Source organism: Orbaceae bacterium BiB (genome assembly GCA_036251205.1).
Classification (GTDB): Bacteria; Pseudomonadota; Gammaproteobacteria; order Enterobacterales; family Orbaceae; genus Orbus; species Orbus mooreae.
This window is the reverse complement of sequence record CP133958.1, coordinates 408,845-425,914: the sequence shown is the minus strand read 5'-3', so window position 1 is coordinate 425,914 and position 17,070 is coordinate 408,845. Positions and strand designations below refer to the sequence as shown.

20 protein-coding genes and 1 pseudogene are annotated in these 17,070 nt (G+C 32.2%); 7 read left to right on the top strand and 14 right to left on the bottom strand.

Going from position 1 to position 17,070, the window contains the following annotated elements; translation table 11 throughout:
• The first annotated feature begins 28 nt into the window (after positions 1-28).
• The gene (locus RHO11_02020; GenBank protein ID WVD61927.1) at positions 29-772 is read left to right on the top strand and encodes a MipA/OmpV family protein; all 744 of its coding nucleotides are present in this window, start codon (positions 29-31) and stop codon (positions 770-772) included.
• 81 nt (positions 773-853) lie between these two features.
• Here RHO11_02020 and RHO11_02015 read toward each other — a convergent pair whose 3' ends face one another.
• The 4 genes from RHO11_02015 to RHO11_02000 all read right to left on the bottom strand — a co-directional run bounded on the left by RHO11_02015 (position 854) and on the right by RHO11_02000 (position 3,767).
• Positions 854-994: an entericidin A/B family lipoprotein gene (locus RHO11_02015; protein ID WVD61926.1), complete on the bottom strand. Its 141-nt coding sequence runs from the start codon at positions 992-994 to the stop codon at positions 854-856.
• Between the two features lie 179 nt (positions 995-1,173).
• Positions 1,174-1,860, bottom strand: coding sequence for an endonuclease (locus tag RHO11_02010; GenBank protein WVD61925.1), 687 nt, complete (start codon positions 1,858-1,860; stop codon positions 1,174-1,176).
• 565 nt (positions 1,861-2,425) lie between these two features.
• Entirely contained in the window at positions 2,426-2,887 is a 462-nt protein-coding gene (locus tag RHO11_02005; GenBank protein WVD61924.1) for a hypothetical protein, read from the bottom strand.
• A 439-nt stretch (positions 2,888-3,326) separates the two neighbouring features.
• Entirely contained in the window at positions 3,327-3,767 is a 441-nt protein-coding gene (locus RHO11_02000) for a hypothetical protein (GenBank protein WVD61923.1), read from the bottom strand.
• Positions 3,768-4,064: 297 nt separating this feature from the next.
• On the opposite strand from RHO11_02000, the gene RHO11_01995 reads away from it, so the two are divergent.
• Positions 4,065-4,292 carry a DUF333 domain-containing protein gene (locus tag RHO11_01995; protein WVD61922.1) on the top strand — a complete coding sequence of 76 codons (228 nt, stop codon included), beginning with the start codon at positions 4,065-4,067 and terminating at the stop codon, positions 4,290-4,292.
• Positions 4,293-5,487: 1,195 nt separating this feature from the next.
• Complete coding sequence (locus RHO11_01990; protein WVD61921.1) at positions 5,488-5,886, top strand: hypothetical protein; 399 nt, start codon at positions 5,488-5,490, stop codon at positions 5,884-5,886.
• A 308-nt stretch (positions 5,887-6,194) separates the two neighbouring features.
• On the opposite strand, the gene RHO11_01985 is transcribed toward RHO11_01990, so the two are convergent.
• Entirely contained in the window at positions 6,195-6,572 is a 378-nt protein-coding gene (locus RHO11_01985) for a lysis system i-spanin subunit Rz (protein ID WVD61920.1), read from the bottom strand.
• Positions 6,545-6,814: a glycoside hydrolase family protein gene (locus RHO11_01980; protein ID WVD62836.1), complete on the bottom strand. Its 270-nt coding sequence runs from the start codon at positions 6,812-6,814 to the stop codon at positions 6,545-6,547. The genes RHO11_01985 and RHO11_01980 overlap by 28 nt, the downstream gene beginning before the upstream one ends.
• Positions 6,815-7,078: 264 nt before the next feature.
• Here RHO11_01980 and RHO11_01975 point away from each other — a divergent pair, with 264 nt between their 5' ends.
• Entirely contained in the window at positions 7,079-7,381 is a 303-nt protein-coding gene (locus tag RHO11_01975) for a transposase (protein WVD61919.1), read from the top strand.
• An 86-nt stretch (positions 7,382-7,467) separates the two neighbouring features.
• The gene (locus RHO11_01970) at positions 7,468-7,833 is read left to right on the top strand and encodes an IS3 family transposase (protein WVD61918.1); all 366 of its coding nucleotides are present in this window, start codon (positions 7,468-7,470) and stop codon (positions 7,831-7,833) included.
• A 21-nt stretch (positions 7,834-7,854) separates the two neighbouring features.
• Here the strand turns inward: RHO11_01970 and RHO11_01965 are convergent, their stop codons facing one another.
• Both RHO11_01965 and RHO11_01960 read right to left on the bottom strand, forming a co-directional pair.
• A complete protein-coding gene (locus RHO11_01965; protein WVD62835.1) occupies positions 7,855-8,694 on the bottom strand; it encodes an IS3 family transposase in 840 nt (279 codons plus the stop codon).
• A 14-nt stretch (positions 8,695-8,708) separates the two neighbouring features.
• Positions 8,709-9,002 (bottom strand): transposase, encoded by a 294-nt coding sequence (locus RHO11_01960; protein WVD61917.1) that lies wholly within the window; start codon positions 9,000-9,002, stop codon positions 8,709-8,711.
• A gap of 57 nt (positions 9,003-9,059) precedes the next feature.
• On the opposite strand from RHO11_01960, the pseudogene RHO11_01955 reads away from it, so the two are divergent.
• A pseudogene (locus RHO11_01955) lies at positions 9,060-9,443 on the top strand (IS3 family transposase).
• 427 nt (positions 9,444-9,870) lie between these two features.
• Positions 9,871-11,067, top strand: a complete 1,197-nt coding sequence (locus RHO11_01950; GenBank protein ID WVD61916.1) for a tyrosine-type recombinase/integrase — start codon at positions 9,871-9,873, stop codon at positions 11,065-11,067.
• Between the two features lie 174 nt (positions 11,068-11,241).
• On the opposite strand, the gene RHO11_01945 is transcribed toward RHO11_01950, so the two are convergent.
• From RHO11_01945 to RHO11_01920, 6 genes are all read right to left on the bottom strand, one after another.
• Positions 11,242-11,583, bottom strand: a complete 342-nt coding sequence (locus RHO11_01945; protein ID WVD61915.1) for a hypothetical protein — start codon at positions 11,581-11,583, stop codon at positions 11,242-11,244.
• Positions 11,580-12,005 (bottom strand): hypothetical protein, encoded by a 426-nt coding sequence (locus RHO11_01940; GenBank protein WVD61914.1) that lies wholly within the window; start codon positions 12,003-12,005, stop codon positions 11,580-11,582. The genes RHO11_01945 and RHO11_01940 overlap by 4 nt, the downstream gene beginning before the upstream one ends.
• 622 nt (positions 12,006-12,627) lie before the next feature.
• The gene (locus RHO11_01935) at positions 12,628-12,918 is read right to left on the bottom strand and encodes a hypothetical protein (protein WVD61913.1); all 291 of its coding nucleotides are present in this window, start codon (positions 12,916-12,918) and stop codon (positions 12,628-12,630) included.
• A 251-nt stretch (positions 12,919-13,169) separates the two neighbouring features.
• On the bottom strand, positions 13,170-13,403 hold the full coding sequence (locus RHO11_01930) for a hypothetical protein (GenBank protein WVD61912.1): 234 nt from the start codon (positions 13,401-13,403) through the stop codon (positions 13,170-13,172).
• Between the two features lie 10 nt (positions 13,404-13,413).
• Positions 13,414-15,066: a hypothetical protein gene (locus tag RHO11_01925; protein ID WVD61911.1), complete on the bottom strand. Its 1,653-nt coding sequence runs from the start codon at positions 15,064-15,066 to the stop codon at positions 13,414-13,416.
• 404 nt (positions 15,067-15,470) lie between these two features.
• On the bottom strand, positions 15,471-16,979 hold the full coding sequence (locus RHO11_01920; protein WVD61910.1) for a prophage tail fiber N-terminal domain-containing protein: 1,509 nt from the start codon (positions 16,977-16,979) through the stop codon (positions 15,471-15,473).
• Between the last annotated feature and the right edge of the window lie 91 nt (positions 16,980-17,070).

Genomic DNA, 17,070 nt, shown 5'->3' with positions numbered 1-17,070 from the left:
AATAAATATAGAATATTAGAGAACAGAAATGAAAAAAAGTACGTTATCCTTGATCAGCTTATTATTTTCATATAATGCGATAGCTAGTGAGCAAAATAATACCATCGGTATCAGTGGCTCTTGGTCACAATCGCCTTATATTGGTCAAAGTAATCAATTTACACCAATGCCCTTGATCGACTATGACTCAGAACACTTTTTTATTTCAGGCTTATCTGGAGGTATCCACCTCTGGAATAATGAAACTCAACAATTAGATATATCAATGCAATATCAAGACATTGAACTCGATCCTTCAGATAATGATGATGTTAGGATGAAACAGCTTAACCACCGTAGAACAACTTTATTAGCAGGTTTATCTTATGCGATCACGACACCATACGGACAAATTAGCGCTGAAGCACTTACTGATGTCTTAAACAATAGTAATACAGTTTCGATTGAGTTGGAATATGCTGCCTATTTTGCATTAACCGATAAGCTCGCTATCATTCCTCAAGTCGGTGTAACTTGGTATAATCGCAGTCATAATCGTTATTATTATGGTATCAATGAAAATCAATCATTAGCGAGTGGATTTGAGCAATATCGACCAAGTAGTGGTTTAGTACCTTATGCGGTATTAACAACGAGCTATCGTTTTAATAAGAGTTGGTCAGCGGTCGTAGAGTATGAATTAGATTGGCTCGATAGTGAAGTTAAATCAAGTCCTATTGTAAATCGATCTAATATGAGTACATTAACCGCAGGAATATTATTCCATTTTTAATTGCAAATAATGCAATAAATAATAAAAGTGGTTAAGCGATAAAGCTCAACCACTTTTGCTATAAGTGACATAGAATCTAAATTACATTGCGTCTTTAACGCCATCCGCAGCTTTAGTTATTGTATGACCACCATCTTGAATATCTTCGCCAGCTCCCGCTATGGTATTACAGCCAGATAAAAAGACCAATGAGGTAATAAAAATTAAAATCATTTTTTTCATAATTTAATCCTTCAAGTGAACAATCAATTTCACCATATCATTGCAAAAAAAAGATGCGCTGACAATTAAATTTATTCAGTTTAATAAACTTTTAAATTAAATTTTCGTATCAATTGATTTCAATATAGCTTATGGCGATTCATCTATACAGCTTGATTGATAAATAGTCAAGATATCAGTTAGCGTGAACACGATATGGTTATAAATTTATTATCATTACCTTGTGTGTCTTGTATTAACTGATTTCGGGTACACTCCCATTTACTTGGTGGATACATTTTATCCCAGGCTGACATTAGCTGCTTATCTTGCTTTGATAAATTTATTTTATACTTATCAGACATATAGAAATATGTCCGGGCAATTACACCGCGGATTTCATCCCTTGGCTGAAACCGACGAGCTTTGAAATCAACAGCCGTTTGACACTGTCCATACTGATTAAAGGTTTGTGTAAAAAGTGTATAACCATAATTTGAACGATCACCATTCACTTCACCTATTGATGGCTGCAAATTGTGCATATCACCTTCCATTTGGTTAAATGTAGCATCTTTCTTACAATTTTTACGGCCACCCTCTTTCCAACATTGCAGATGCCGTCCAAAGTTTTCAGCAGGCATCACATGCTCCCACTCAATACGTTCAGCTCTTGTTTGATTTTTACGAGCCTGATAGTCGCAACTATTTAAATCAACAATACCTTTTTTACCAGTAAAACTAAAATCACAACCACAATAGAACTCTTTCTGTTCCGGATTATTTTTGTAGATTTTAATTAATTGTGTTTTGGCATTATTAAAGTTTTGTTGTGCTGAATAACAGAAAAACGGTACAAGTAGAATGGATATTAGATATTTTTTCATTTTATTATTAACTAAAAAAGCATCATTACAAAATATATTAAAGATAATCTAACTCTTTAATTTATATTATATTGAATCGGTTTATATAAGATCGAGTATGGCCAGAAAATATTGCGTTAAATAATCAGCTAACAACCTTTTGATAAAAAATTATGTATTAGTACAGTAATCAGTCATTGATCTTAAAACTAATGTCATTATCACAAAAAATAGCAAAAATACTCTGGATTAAGTGGCGCTTATAATATGCGATCCATCTCGCATAATCAATAAAGTTGCGATATAGATCGCAAGTTTATAACGATAAAAAAAGAAAATTTTTGAATTAGTTTTTCTCAATATTGAGTAAGTAAAGAACATTGTATTTTCGGATTGAAGCTATTTAAATCGCTTGTTGATAAAAGGGCCAGAGCCTTTTAGGATAGATAATCCTTTAACTTTTCTAAATCTACTTTTCTGATGTATTTATCCCATTTCCCAAAATCAATATCTAGTTGGGACCTAAAAAAACCGCAATTAAGCGGCTTGTAATATATTATTTAATATATTAACTGTTTTTTATGATCTAATTAATCCTTTTACATGTCATATCTTGTTTATGACCGTAAGATTTAAATTTATATTTCCAAAATATAGCCGAATATTGATAAAAAATAAATTCATCATGATTAACATAAGTATAACCATGCTCAATAGTATTATAATTTTCATCTTGAGTATCTTTATTGTACGTAGGATTATACTTATACTTTTCAATATATTCGGGCTTCGAAATCGCCTTTCTCTCACCATCATTAGGTTGATAATCGTCATAATCTTCAGGCTTTAGAAAAGTAACAATTATTGGATCATCAGTGACTTTATAATCGTAATTAAAATTATCATCACCATTGGGAGAGGCTGATAAATGTACATTAATACAATTCCATGTCCCCAATAGATACGAATCAGTCACTTCTTTTTCCTCGGCATAACCAAAAGATGATATAACGCCCAAAATGGTTATAAACAATAATTTTTTTAACATTAAAATATCTCATTCAATATTATTATTAGAAATAATATAGTAATAATAAAAATCACAATTAAGCCGTTATTAAATAGTTAGGTGGATTTATTTTATCTCTATATTGTTATTTTAATTCTAGTACTTACACACACCAATATATCGTTTGTATGATGGCTATCCCCCTAAAAACAGCATTTTTAATTTCTTCACTAGCTTCCAATAAATTCGTGAAATAGAGTTATTTACATTAACTATCTGGACGAAACTAACTAAAACGTTAACACTGATTTGGGCTTAAAGGTTATAACATGTTAATTACCAGAATAATATTATAATACCTGTAAAAGGGATCCAATTATGAATATTAATCATTTAAAATCAAAATATTACCTTTTTATCACATAGTTTATACCGTAAAAACACTACAATACTAGATTAATTTTCAAACGAATCAACTTTAGTATTCGAATCGTTTGCAATTATCTACTATTTTACCTTTTATCTTAATACCTTTTTTATTATTTAATAATTCACTTTCTTTAACCTGGATAAATGCACTATTACTTATCTTTTTAGCTGTGTAAACATGCGTAATTATAATATCTCCATCTTCATAGTTCTCTACTTCCTTATACGCAGTTTGAAATTTAGTTTCGTGAATCAGTTTTTTAAAAGTTTCATATACTATTTCGTAAGCCTTGCCTTCTATTATTTCTATATGCCGATCATAGTCTATAAATTTTACCCTTCCTTGCTCATTATATTTTTGCAAATCATAGTTATAGTCAAATTCATCAATATTACAAGACCAATCCCCCGCAAGCCAATCATAGTTGACTGTTTCGCTACATCCACTTAACGCTATCCCTATAACACTTCCTAATATTAATTTTTTCATTTTTATTTTTCATTTATGTTTTTATTTGTATTTATTTTATAGCTAAACACGCATACAATCGACAGAGTAAAAAAGATTTTAGATATTGTGATAAAGTTCATCTTTATCCTTTTGGGGTTTATAAAAACAAACTAAGCTTATTAATCAGTTAATTAAAAGTATAGTTTATTATTTGATTGTTTAGTATTTACTAAATAAAATTTAATAAGAATTTTTGATGAGTAACAAAAAAGTAATACTAAGCCAATCAATGCTACTCAGGAAGCTTGGTTGATTTATTAGATAGGGAAAAATGAAATGAAAAAATTATTATTGATTAGTTTATTATCTATTTTAGCAACAGCGTGTGCAAAAAAGGAACCGATACAAAAACAAGTGGGTATGGCTAATCCTGCATCCGTTTATTGTGAAAATATTGGCGGTAAATCAGAAATAATTAAAGATCCTAAAGGTTGGTATGGTTTATGCCACCTACCCGATGGAACTACTGTTGATGAGTGGAAACTATATAGAGATAAACATTAATAATAAGCCAGTCAATCGTCCCTTAGGGGCTCGGTTAAAAAGGAATTAGAATGAGTAAATTGATGTATAACGTATGCTTGATCGTTGGTTTGTTTTTTGCGTTTTTTACCTACTATCTTGAATCACTCGGGATTGGGGCAATTAGATTCTTATCGCTAGCACTTGGAATAGGGATAATGTATACAGCGACAAAATGCTATAAAAAAAATAATTAACCACTTCAATGTTTTTGGCAAGTAAAGTTAATAAGTTAAATAATTTGAAAAAATAAAAAATTGACGACTTAATTGTTGCTAAATTAGCCGGATACTAGTATTAATTTTGTAGTAATTGACCTACATACTAGCAACATCTTTTTCTTTCATAAGCCAAGCATTAAATCGTTATGTTATTTCAAGTAGCTATTTTGCATTTTATGAAGTTGCTCAGTCATCCAATTAAATACGTTAATGTAGTTTGCTTTGATAAACGAGACAGGTCCCGATAACTAAAAATATAAATCCATCTTTGGTCATTTTATAAAACGGCTGAAATTTAATAATATTCATATTTAGAAATAAACCTTGTTACATAGAAATTTCAGCCCTAAGAAGCTCACCAGCTATACTGACAATCTCAAGGCTCATTCCTAAAAAAGTTATTTGGTTAATTTATGTCCTGTGATAGACATTTTGATTAGTTTGAAAATTGATTGGGTTTGTAGTACGTCACTTTTATTTGGGCATTAAAAAACCACCTGAAGGTAGATTGTGGTAAATTAATATTTAAGTAATAATGCTTTTAATTTACTTTGGAGAATTAATATGCGCTCGGTTATTAAAGTGTTATCTATAATTACTATTGTTTGGACATCTTTAGCTTTGGTTAACTGCTTATACCTGATTTATATAATATCCGACATGTTTTCAAATTATTATAGCTATAGAAGTGAAGAGTATTTTTTCTTTTTTGGAGCGTTTGGATTAGTCCAAATATTTGGCATAATTATATTACTCAGTTTTTTAATATCACTTTCAGCTTTAGATAAAATTAGAAAACCAATTAACATCGAGTAGTGTTTTTGACACCCAATCCTACTCCAAAGAACGAGAAAGATGTTAACATTTTAATATATTTATGATTATCATAAATTATGTTAAATTTGCTTCATAACTAAAATAAGATCGTAAACATCAGAGTTATTTGGTGACATAAAATGAATAGTAAAATAGAAAAAGAATTGCTAAAATCATTAATAAAATCAATAAATAAAAATCAAAACAAAACAAATATAGGCATACCATTTAAAATTAGATTATTTATGGGCGTACTACTTGCAATTCTATTGACTGGATGGTTTTATTTGTATAATAGGGAGTCTATCACATATTATTTTGAAATTGGATATAGAATTGAAGATATACTAGAGCTTTTGTTACCATCTTCTATAAAAACTTTTATTCCTCCATTTTTAATTGGCTGTTTTTTAAGCTTAAACGTAATATTTGTCCATTCACGATATATCTATTTACCTATACTGATAAAATGTATAGACAAAGAGAAAATATTAATACGCATATCAGAACTAGAAAATAAAACCACTAATCATCTGTGATTGATAAAAGCTATTAACTTTATTCATCACTAGGATATAAGCCCGTGATTTTTGATGCCAAAACTAAATTAATATAGGTATAGGCTATTTAATTACTATTCCATCAATCATCATAAAATTTAATCCTGTTATTAAATCGATTGTCACACCATTTATCTAATGATTTTAATTTAGTTATTCCAGCAATAACAATGAATTGGATAAGCCACTTTGGAATACTTATTTTCGCTTTAATTTTCATTACAGCTCTCTCTTATTGTCCAACTAAGCAAATGTTTTTAATATAATCCTGAAATCCTAAGATTTGGTTATCTGAGTTGATAATAATTTTGTCTAGCTTCTCCAGTGAGTTCGCAGAAGACCCCATCATCCATACTGGATGTGGTGGATTGTTCTGCTTTACTGAGGTTGAACTGCAACCGACCAAGATCATTAATAACATTGTCATACAGATTATTGTTTTCAGATTTTGTATTTGCTAAGTTATGAGTAAATTTGTTGTCGATATCATTAACTTTTTGTACAATCATTTGATACTGATTAAATTCAGCTTTAACTTGTGATAACTCAGTTTTGATTGAGCCAAACTCTAAATAGGTATTTTTGATATCAAATAATACAGTAATCAGTAAGCCAAATACGGTAGTCATTGTTATAACTAAGATAAATTTAAATCGAGTAGACATAATTCACGCTCTTTTGCTCGTCGAATGACTAAACTATTTAACACGTTACCTGCTGATTTATTCCAACGTGGTAGCTCATTACAAGCTCGTTCATACTCTCCAAGATTCAGATAACGATACATTGTTGAGGTTTTCATTTTAGAACAGCCAACATTAAACGTAATCGATACCGCTGCATCAAACACTGATTTCGATAACTTTTCACTATTAGCGTATTGATTAACACATTGTTCAGCTAATATTTTTGCATTTTAATCCCCAAAATCCGTTGGTAACTACAGTAATAACGACCCTACTCTCTCACTAGACAAACTAAAACAACTCCCGATACAAGAATTTGATTTTGAAGTCTGTTAAAGGCATGACTTTTCTCCTCAATTTATTGTTTATTGTCAAATTCTAGATATAAAAAAAGTAACTCAATGGTCTGGATAGGCTACACTAATTAGTACCAGTTTTATAAGGTCATTGTTATGATAATCCAAAAACACAAGAAAGGAGCAACAATGACACAACATTTAAATCGAAAAGAAAAGCGTAGTTTTAGTCATGAGTTTAAAAAACAGATGGTTATGCTACATCGAAATGGCAAAAAGCGAGCAGACATCGTTGCTGAGTACGATTTAACTAAATCAGCATTAGATAAGTGGATAAAACAATACCAAGAAACGGGTTCATTTACAGCGCAAGGTAATCGAAGTCATGAGGAGAATGAACTGATTGCCTTACGCAAAGAAAATAAACGCTTGTTAATGGAGAATGATATCCTAAAGCAGGCAGCGTTGATAATGGGGCGAAAATCGCATTAATTTCGCAGAATAAGCATCGATATAGCCTACGAAGTTTATGTCGATGTTTGCACGTCACCCGAAATCAGTTTTATTATCAACGACGAATGGTACCGTATCAACAAAATGAAACACTCTGCGATAAAGTAAGCGAAGTATTTGACCTAAATTATCGTGTTTATGGTACAAGACGCTTGCAAGCAGAGCTGAAACGGCAAGGTATAGCATTATCGAGACGGCGAATTGGTCGAATAATGAAGGAAAAGGAATTAGTCTCAAAATATACCTGTAAAAAATACCGTATTGATGCTGAAAAGAGTAATGAATCAATCGTGAGCAATGCGCTTGACCGAGAGTTTGAAGTGGGTCAAAAGCGAAAAGTTTTGGTAACTGATTTAACCTATGTAAGGGTAAAACAGCGTTGGAATTACCTGTGTATTATTGTTGATATCCGTGATCTGCCCACATTTTAGTGGAGAGTTATTTTCAAATTATTAAATCATTTTTTCTTCAAATTGAACAGGTGATAAATAGTTTAAATATGAATGTTTTCTTACTCGGTTATAGTAAACCTCAATGTACCACAAGAGCATCGATTTAGCTTGTGCCATATTTTCTAGTTTGTGTCGGTAAATCCATTCTGTTTTTAAGGTATGGAAAAAGCTTTCAGCCACCGCATTATCCCAACAGTTACCTTTGCGACTCATACTACACGTTAAGCCATAAGCCGTTAATATAGCTTGGTAATCATCGGAACAATACTGGCCACCACGGTCACTATGAACAATCACTTTACTTGGATAGCCCCGATGAAGCAAAGCCATAGTTAAGGCTTGACAAACTAGCGAGCTTTCCATATGCGTATCCATCGCCCAGCCTATGATTTTACGAGAGTAGAGATCAAGTACAATCGCGAGGTATAACCACTGTCCGTTCACTTTAATATAAGTTATATCGCATACCCAAGCTTGATTAGGTGTGTCCATGGTAAAGTGCCTATCTAAAATATTTTCAGCGACCGGTTTGTTGTGGTTACTGTGCGTTGTTTGTTTATACTTTTTGCGTTGTTTTGCTTTAAGGTGAAGCTTGTGCATTCGTCGACGAACTCGTTCACGTGATAAACAATAGCCTTCCTCCAAAAGTTCGACATGTAAACGCCGATAACCATAGAGATGCCGATGATCTTCAAATAGTGTTTCAATCTTTTTGTCAAGCTGCTGATTAAACACTGTTCTCTGAGACGGTAATCGCTTTAAATAGGCATAGTAACCACTACTTGACACGTCAAATAGATGAAATAAACGACGCTTAGATAGCGTGTTTTGCTTTTTAATAAATTCGTACCTTGCTATTTCAGGCTCGCAAAGTACTGAGCGGCCTTTTTTAGGATATCGATCTCCTTTTTACGTAGCTCAAGCTCTTTTTTCATCGCTTTATTTTGACGCTCAAGTTCGTGATAGTCTGGTTTTTTATTTGATTTTATCGCTTGATGGGTTGGTTTATTCATCGTTTGGTACATCCAATTACAAAATGTTTTGTAATTTATACCTAAATCATTGGCTGTTTGTCGATAAGTTTGTTCGCTATTTAGGGCTAAATTGATCGCTTCTTGTTTAAATTGGGGATCGTATTTTTTACTCATTTGAGACTCCTTTTTTGTTACTAAAAAGTCTCCACTAAACTAGGAGCACATCACCGTAATCGAGAGATAGTCGGACGAAGTGCTGGCAGAAATAAGACAGCAGAGCTTGTGATGCAAGCAATAAGCCAAATACCCATGGACTTACATGATGTTGATTTATTTCATTCTGATAGAGGAAAAGAGTTTGATAATCACCTGATTGATGAATGTTTAACGACATTTGGTATTACACGTTCGTTAAGTTATAAAGGTTGCCCGTATGACAATGCGGTTGCTGAAGCAACATTTAAAGCCGTAAAAACCGAATTCGTCTCAAATGGTGTATTTGATTCGCTTGAACAGTTGACGTTACAATTTAATCATTATGTTGATTGGTTTAATTATACTCGGCTTCATTCAACATTAAATTATCAAACACCCGTTGAGTATAGAAATAGATAATGACCTTATCTTTTTGGTACTAAAAGGTGTGGACATTCCAGTCAATTGATACAAGACTTCATCGAGCCGAAATATTACCACTTTTATATCTACTTTTTTACTTGATGTGAAGTACTTTGGATTGGATTCAGTTGAATTGAAAAATAGGTTTAAAAACTTATGCTAAAAGAGTTTAATTTTAATAAATGCTATTTGAAAAAGATTTTAAAAATAGTTAAATGGTGTCCCCTACAGGATTCGAACCTGTGACCTACGGCTTAGAAGTCCAAATCTTTAAAATTTCATTTTTTTTAATTTAATTAAATTTAAGGATATTTTCATTAAAAATCATTAAATTAGATTAATAAGTTAGTTACACCTAATTGCAAATTAATTATAAATAATGCATTCTATTACAAACTAACTAAACCCGCTAACTAGACCCATTATGATATTAAGTGACACAAAAATAAAAGGATTAAAACCGAAAACATCTGCTTACTATGTTTGGCATGATTCTGGCTCTCGCGGTATTGGCCGCGTTGGAATAAAAGTATATCCATCAGGGCGCCGTAGTTTTGTCTTTAGGTATTACGAAAATAAAAAAGCAAAATTTATTACAATGGGTGACTATCCTGAATTAATGTTATCTGCAGCTATCATCAAAAGTAATAGTATATTAAAAGAAATAGAACAACAAAAAAAAGATAAACAAAAAGCTACTGTTTTACAATTATTTACTGACTATGTCTCCAACATGAAATCTACTGGTAAGCGTTCTTGGTCTTCAACAGAGAACAGGCTTAGACAAGTTTTAAATAGTCAATTTATCGATGGTGAAAAACAAGCCAGAGACATCACATCAACTGATATTAAACTAATGCTATCAGAGGTTATTCATCGAGGAGCATTAGCTGGAGCTAATAAAATTCGTGCTGCTGTACATGCTGCATTTAACTATGGTCTAAAAGCAGATAACGACCCTGCAAACATACGAGATGCGATTGTTTATGGTTTAGAATTTAATCCAGTTACGGTTGTTCCAAAACAACAAGGAGTAGAAAAACCAGGAGATAGATTCTTATCTTGGACTGAATTAAAGGAGTTAATTGATGATTGCAACAAACCAGTAGAAGAATCAGTAATGCATCCTGATTTTAGACTATTAGTTTTACTCTGTATTTATACCGCAGGACAACGCCCTTGGGAACTTATTGCTAATACATGGAATAATGTGGACTTAGATAATAAAGAGTTAACTATCCCCCCTGAATTGTCGAAAATGAAAAATTTTCATGCAGTTCCTTTATGCGATACTATTATCAATGCTCTTAAAGTTATAAAGAATAAAGAGGGTTTTATATTCCCTGCTAATACGAAATCTGGTCATTTGGAAACTTCTGAATTTGGTAAGCAAATGAGAAAGTATTGTAAACATAAAAATATTGCTTCATTTACCCCACGAGATATTCGGCGTACATTTAAAACATTAGCTGGTGCAATGGGTATTAGTTCAGAAATGAGAGATCGTTTACAAAATCATAAAATACCAGGAGTATCCAGTAAACATTATGATAGGTATGATTATTGGAAAGAAAAACAAGAATTAATATTAGAGTGGGAAAAAAAGATTAATTCTATCTAATTTTAGGTAGAAAGCCTAGTATGAGGCTCTTAAATCAGTTAATTGTAGTAGTTAGGTCTATGCTAATATATTTTAATCTTGATGATAACGCTCATCCGGTAATCATCCCTAAAAATAATAATTTATTTAATTTTATATCATGCAGTATTTTAGTTTATTGATTAACTATTTGTTTCAAAGTGATTGAATTTTTAAATATAAATTAGAAGGAATATTATCAAAATATTTAAATAAAGCAGGACAAAGCCAACCTTCAATATTGAACTCTTTTGAATAATACCAGTTACCAACTTCTGCAGACTTTATCCATTCCAAATGAAAATTGGCGTCAGGAAAATAACTACTCGAAAAAATTAAAATAAACCCATCTGATGCATTTGGGATTGATTCTGTTACTTTATCAAGAAAAATATCTGCACCAGAAACAAACGGTTCTTGTATTAATCCTACTTTTGGATCATCGAAAACCCACATATTTAGATATTTATATGGTTTTATTATATTAATTGCATTCATACATTTTCCTTTAGAGGAAACATTCTTAGAATATTCATAAGTGCAAAGAGAATCTGAGAATTAGGAGTCCAAATCGGCAATTTACCCTCGCCTACAAGTAAAAAACTAGCACAATACTTCAAGTTATTATTAGAAATATCATCCTTTCTAATCTCAATCAATTTTTTTATATTATCTAATTTTTCTTGATATACATTATTATCATGATAACTAATAATTTTATCCGTCGTTATAGCTGTCCATTTTATATATTCCTTATCAGAAAATAAAAACAAAATTTCATCATCAGAATTCATGTGTTTTTCACATAATTTTTCAAAAGAAACATCATCTTTTTCACTTCTTAACATCGTTTGCGAAAGCGATTTAAATTGATTCGCTTTCCAAAGAATACGTTTTTTATACCATTCGTTTTTATTCATATATTATTATAAAGTCAGTCGTGCTTGAGTTTTCACGAACAACTTTTCCTCCCATAAACGGTTTTCCATCAATAGCTCTTTTTTCGAGAAAATCCATAAGTTTTTCGTTTGCAATATATCCAGTGTTAACTTCGACTCTGTATACACCTTTTGATTTAGCATACTCAATTAATAATTTTACATCTGAATAATTAATTTCATTTGTAATTTTAATTTCTACTTTAGCTATATTATTACTAATATCAATATTATTTAAATCAACACAAAGTTTTTCAGCTGCTTGGGTCCTCTTTAATATTTGATTCAGCCTTACAGCCTCCAGTTCAACATCACTCTCAACTTCCGCAATTATATCACCCGTTTTTGATATATCAGAAACAAGTTCCTTCTGTTCTATTGGTTCAACGGGTTTTATTGGTTCAATTTCAACCTTTTCAGCCTCAAGTTTATAAGTTCGCCTTGTTGGAATTCGGGTTATTAAGGTGCGAGTTAAGGAGTTTTTAATAATCCGAAAGACGATGAATAAAGGCTCAAGTACTGCGCCAAGCAGAGGTCACACATAGAACTTAAAATACACAATTAAAAAACAATATTTTCCCGTTATTGGATAAAATTTTTTGTCTCACTGATAAAGTGAAAAGACTATTTTAGGTAATCTAGGAATAATATTAATATCATCAGAATTGATAATAAATACTACATTTGTTGATGATATTTCTGAAAAATCACCTTCTATTTCTCCTGCGAATGAATACATAAGATCTTTTTCTTCTTCATCAACTTCACTTGAAATAACAACCAAGACCTGTAGCACCCTATCAGAATCAATATCTATAGATATCATTCTAAATTTAGGAGATATATTAAATAGCATAGCTCTCTGTGCAGAAAGTAATAACTGTAGATCATTCACTTTATCGTTCCTCCTTTATTTGGGTTTACTGGTACTATCTTCGGAGATCCGCTTGACTGTATCATAAAGATGATTGTTGGTTTATTAACATCAGGAAGACCGTTAGGATTTCCTATATTAATATATCTACCCGTAATTTCTTTTACTTCAATAACTACTGAACTCTGTTTAACATTTTCGCTTATAAGCCTATGATTGACTCACAAGTAAATAACAATTAATACTAATTAAAATTATAAATAGATAGATTTTTAATCTTTTAATGGTTCTAATTGTAATAAATGTTTTTTTGCCCGTTCAATCAATGCCATTAATTCATCATAATTAAAAACTAAAATATTAGAAATATTACTAGGATAAATTATAAAATCTAAATTTTTTTTATCTTCAGATAGACAAAGTTCTCCCCATACATTTCCATTATAGAGTAATTCGGCATTAAAATTGTCACTTTCTATCGAACTACCAACACTATATTCTAACATTTTATGACTCCTATCTATTTTTAGGCGGTTCTCTGAAACCAATTAATCTAGTCCCACTTTCATTAAACCTTAACTTTCTCCCATCTGGAGCGGTTACATCTATTACATCAATTATTTTTTTATTTTCAGTTGCTTTTTTATATTCGATCTTAGATTGAGGATTAGATAATATATCATTAACAATATCTTGAGCTTCTTTATTTAAAATTGAAGGTTTTTGATTTGTATAGATATATACACTACCTTCTCGTCCACCATGTTTTTGTAGAGCTCGTCCTGCATCGGTTAAACCATTTCTATTTACGGAATTGGCAGCTAAACTTAGCTGAGCTATATCAGGCAAAGTATTGCCTGTTTTCGTAATATTAGTGCTCTCCTTCCCTATATCAATCTCGTTGGTTGATTCAGTCTGCTTTATTGGCTCAATTTCAACCTTTTCAGCCTCAAGTTTATAAGTCCGCCGTGTTGGAATTCGGGTAATTAAGGTGCGGGTTAAGGAGTTTTTAATAATCCGAAACACGATAAATAGCGGTTCAAGTACCGAACCTAACGCCAATCCTTCCAGACCATTTTTGAACCTTGCTTCAGCGTTGCTATCATCCGGATGAACGGATAAATAGTCAAGCACAACCGATTTTAAACCGGCATCTTTTGATAATAAATCAGCTATCCGATGCTCCATGACAGGCGTTACGGTAGCATTGACTACGCCAAAAGCAGCCACGCCACGGCTATATTGCCCGAATGTTGACACCGGTTTGATATAGCTGAACCCTGCTAAATCGAGTAAATAAAATCCAGTGATAAAGGCACTGGCTGAACGAATTAGCTCGCCGCCTTGTGTCTTCGCAGGCATCAATTTACTGCCACCCGATGAATTAGGGGAGAAATATTTTGACAGACCTAAAACCTGATACAATTTTGCTATGGGCACCACTTCTGCCAGATGAAAATCATTTATTGCATCAAGGGAAGAAGCCATCGCATCAACGCTACCCGCAAACATCTGACTATGATAGTCTAACAGTGTGTAATACCATGAACGGTATTCTTTGGTTTTAGAAAATGCGACATCCACCAGAAAAACTGTCTCTTCGGGGATTTCAACATAAGCATGACCCAATGCATCAAGCTGACCTTGTGTAACTATTTCACCTGTTTTGCTATTGAATAAAGTAAATGGCTCATTAGCGACTCCAGTAACTTCAAACTCAATCCAATTAGTTGGGTCTTCCATGTGACTAACCAAGAACTGCTCATCAGTCAAATAGTTCATTTTTTCAGGAATAACCGTAGGCTGGACTGGCTCATAATCACTATGTGTCACGGTCTCACGTAATAAGACAATATGCTGATTTTTTAATCCGTCAATCAGTACTTTACGCTGCTCAGATAATGATTTGAGATAATGACCCGCACCATATTGATTAGCAAGTAAATCAAAGACTTGTGATAATCCATGGCAACTATCCGAATACGTTAAACAATAGTCAATAATCGACTGATAATCATCTTCATCAAAGTAACTGACCTGTTGGAGCTGTTTCGCTTTTCGAACTGAAATAGAAAAGGTTTGATAGCGAAAGGGATTTGGGGAATCAATCTCTCGGATAATTTCAGTCCATTCTTTTCTGCTTATAAACCAGTATTTATTGTCATTCATTGATGATGAGTTATTATTTTTAGATTAATTAAGTCTATGAAATTTAAGTAATAAAATCAAGTTTATTTATTCTATTTGAGTTAACTAAATAAATTAAATAGTATTTATTAAAATTGTTTTATAGATTTATTAAGTCTGATAGGTAGCTTAATATCAATTAAACTAATGTATCATGACGTTAATCACAACACATGATATTTGATATGATCAGAATCAATTACTTAAAAACTATCTATATTCGCTTTTCTCACGACAAAGAACATGATATCGACGACGATTCATACATCATTGATGCTGTGGACGGAGATAATATGGTTATGTATAAAGATGAGATAACGATAGAGATAGCAAGATTTAAGCAGTTGATTGATGCTGTTAATTATGTGAAGTTCTTGTGTGATGGTTTAATAGATTATAGGGTTTAAAGTACTTGGCATTGGCGCTGCTTCATCATTAATCTCAACCGCTGGCATTTCCAATCTAATATCAATCCATCTGTCTTCTGTAATATCTTGAGGCTCACCAGCAACTATTGCGCATTGTTCAAAATCAAACTTGCGAGTATATGTTTTAACTGTAATGATATTATTCTCATCAGTTGTATATTCAGCAAAGAATTTTTTATTACCATTTGCATCTTCTGGCAAGGTAATATACCACCCTTCTTTAGCAAAGCCCAATGAGCCATGGATTTCATAATGACCGACATCAATACGCTTAGCTATCACACCATCCGCTTCACTATTAACCAACCCACAACCCGCAATCTTAAAGCCTTCAACCTCAGTAATATTATCGCTAGCAAATAGTCTACAAATCGGCGATGCTTTTTTGTAGAAGCCATTACTATCTACAGTTGAATTTGCGGTTGTTATTTGCTTAAACCAAGCAGACCATTGTTGGTTATTCTGATTATAGTTTCTTAAATACTCGTCATTAGTGCCATATGTCATGAATCTTTGAGAGCATGATGTTTGTCCGTTTAAATTATAGACTACAAGCGTCCCGACTCTACCAGCAACAGGATAATTTAAAGCTAATGTGGCATTAGCGGAATATGTTTGATAATAAACGCCATTTTCACTACCAATTAAAGTATTTAAGTCTGTACCAGCAGAGATCAGACCGACAAATGGAACAGCATCACCTTGTTTTAACACTGGTGTATTATTGATTGAGACTGAGCTACTTTCAAAGTTCCATGTGTTTATTTGCGGTGAATATCTTAATCGAGTTTTATCACCGTCCGTTCCGGACATAAGAAAAACATAACTGTCATTTATTGAAATGAATTGCTTATAGTTATTTTTATTAACAGTAAAATTTAAACCTGTTTCATATTTGCTATAAAGTAAATTACCACTCAAGGTTCCACCTGTGGTAGATAACGCGCCAACATCACTAGCAGTCGGTTTATTATTTGGAGAATAAACTCTATTTCCATTCTCTTTTAACTCTGTAGCATCGAGTGTACCTTGAACGGTTTGAGTCGTTTCACCTGTTTTCTTAACTGTATTGTTTAGTGTAGATAATGCTTGATTAGAAGAGGTTTGAGCCGATTGAGCAGCTTGTTGCGCTTGTTTTCTCTCATCAACAACCTGTGCCAATATTTCTGGGGTGATCTCGCTTTCACTAGGGCTAATTAAAAAATCATTTAGCGTTCCATTCTCACTGTCTGAGTAAACATTGATACGACCAACCTTCTCTGTCGGAAAACCTTTTCTTAATATTGTAACTGAATAATTTCCGGGTTGCGCGTTGATGGAATATGAGCCAGTGTCTGATGTCGTTGTAATTAAAGCCTTTGATTGAACAATAACTTTACTTGAGGTTTTAAGTGCAGTTAATACGATTTGAACATTTGGTAGCGGCTGTCCTGCACCATCAATTAATATACCTGATATCATTGTCATTTGGGGTCCTTAAAAATTATGTTACTTGCGTTTTGATTTAACAATATATTTTTTATATAAAGGGATAAGTATTTTATGCCCAACTAATAAA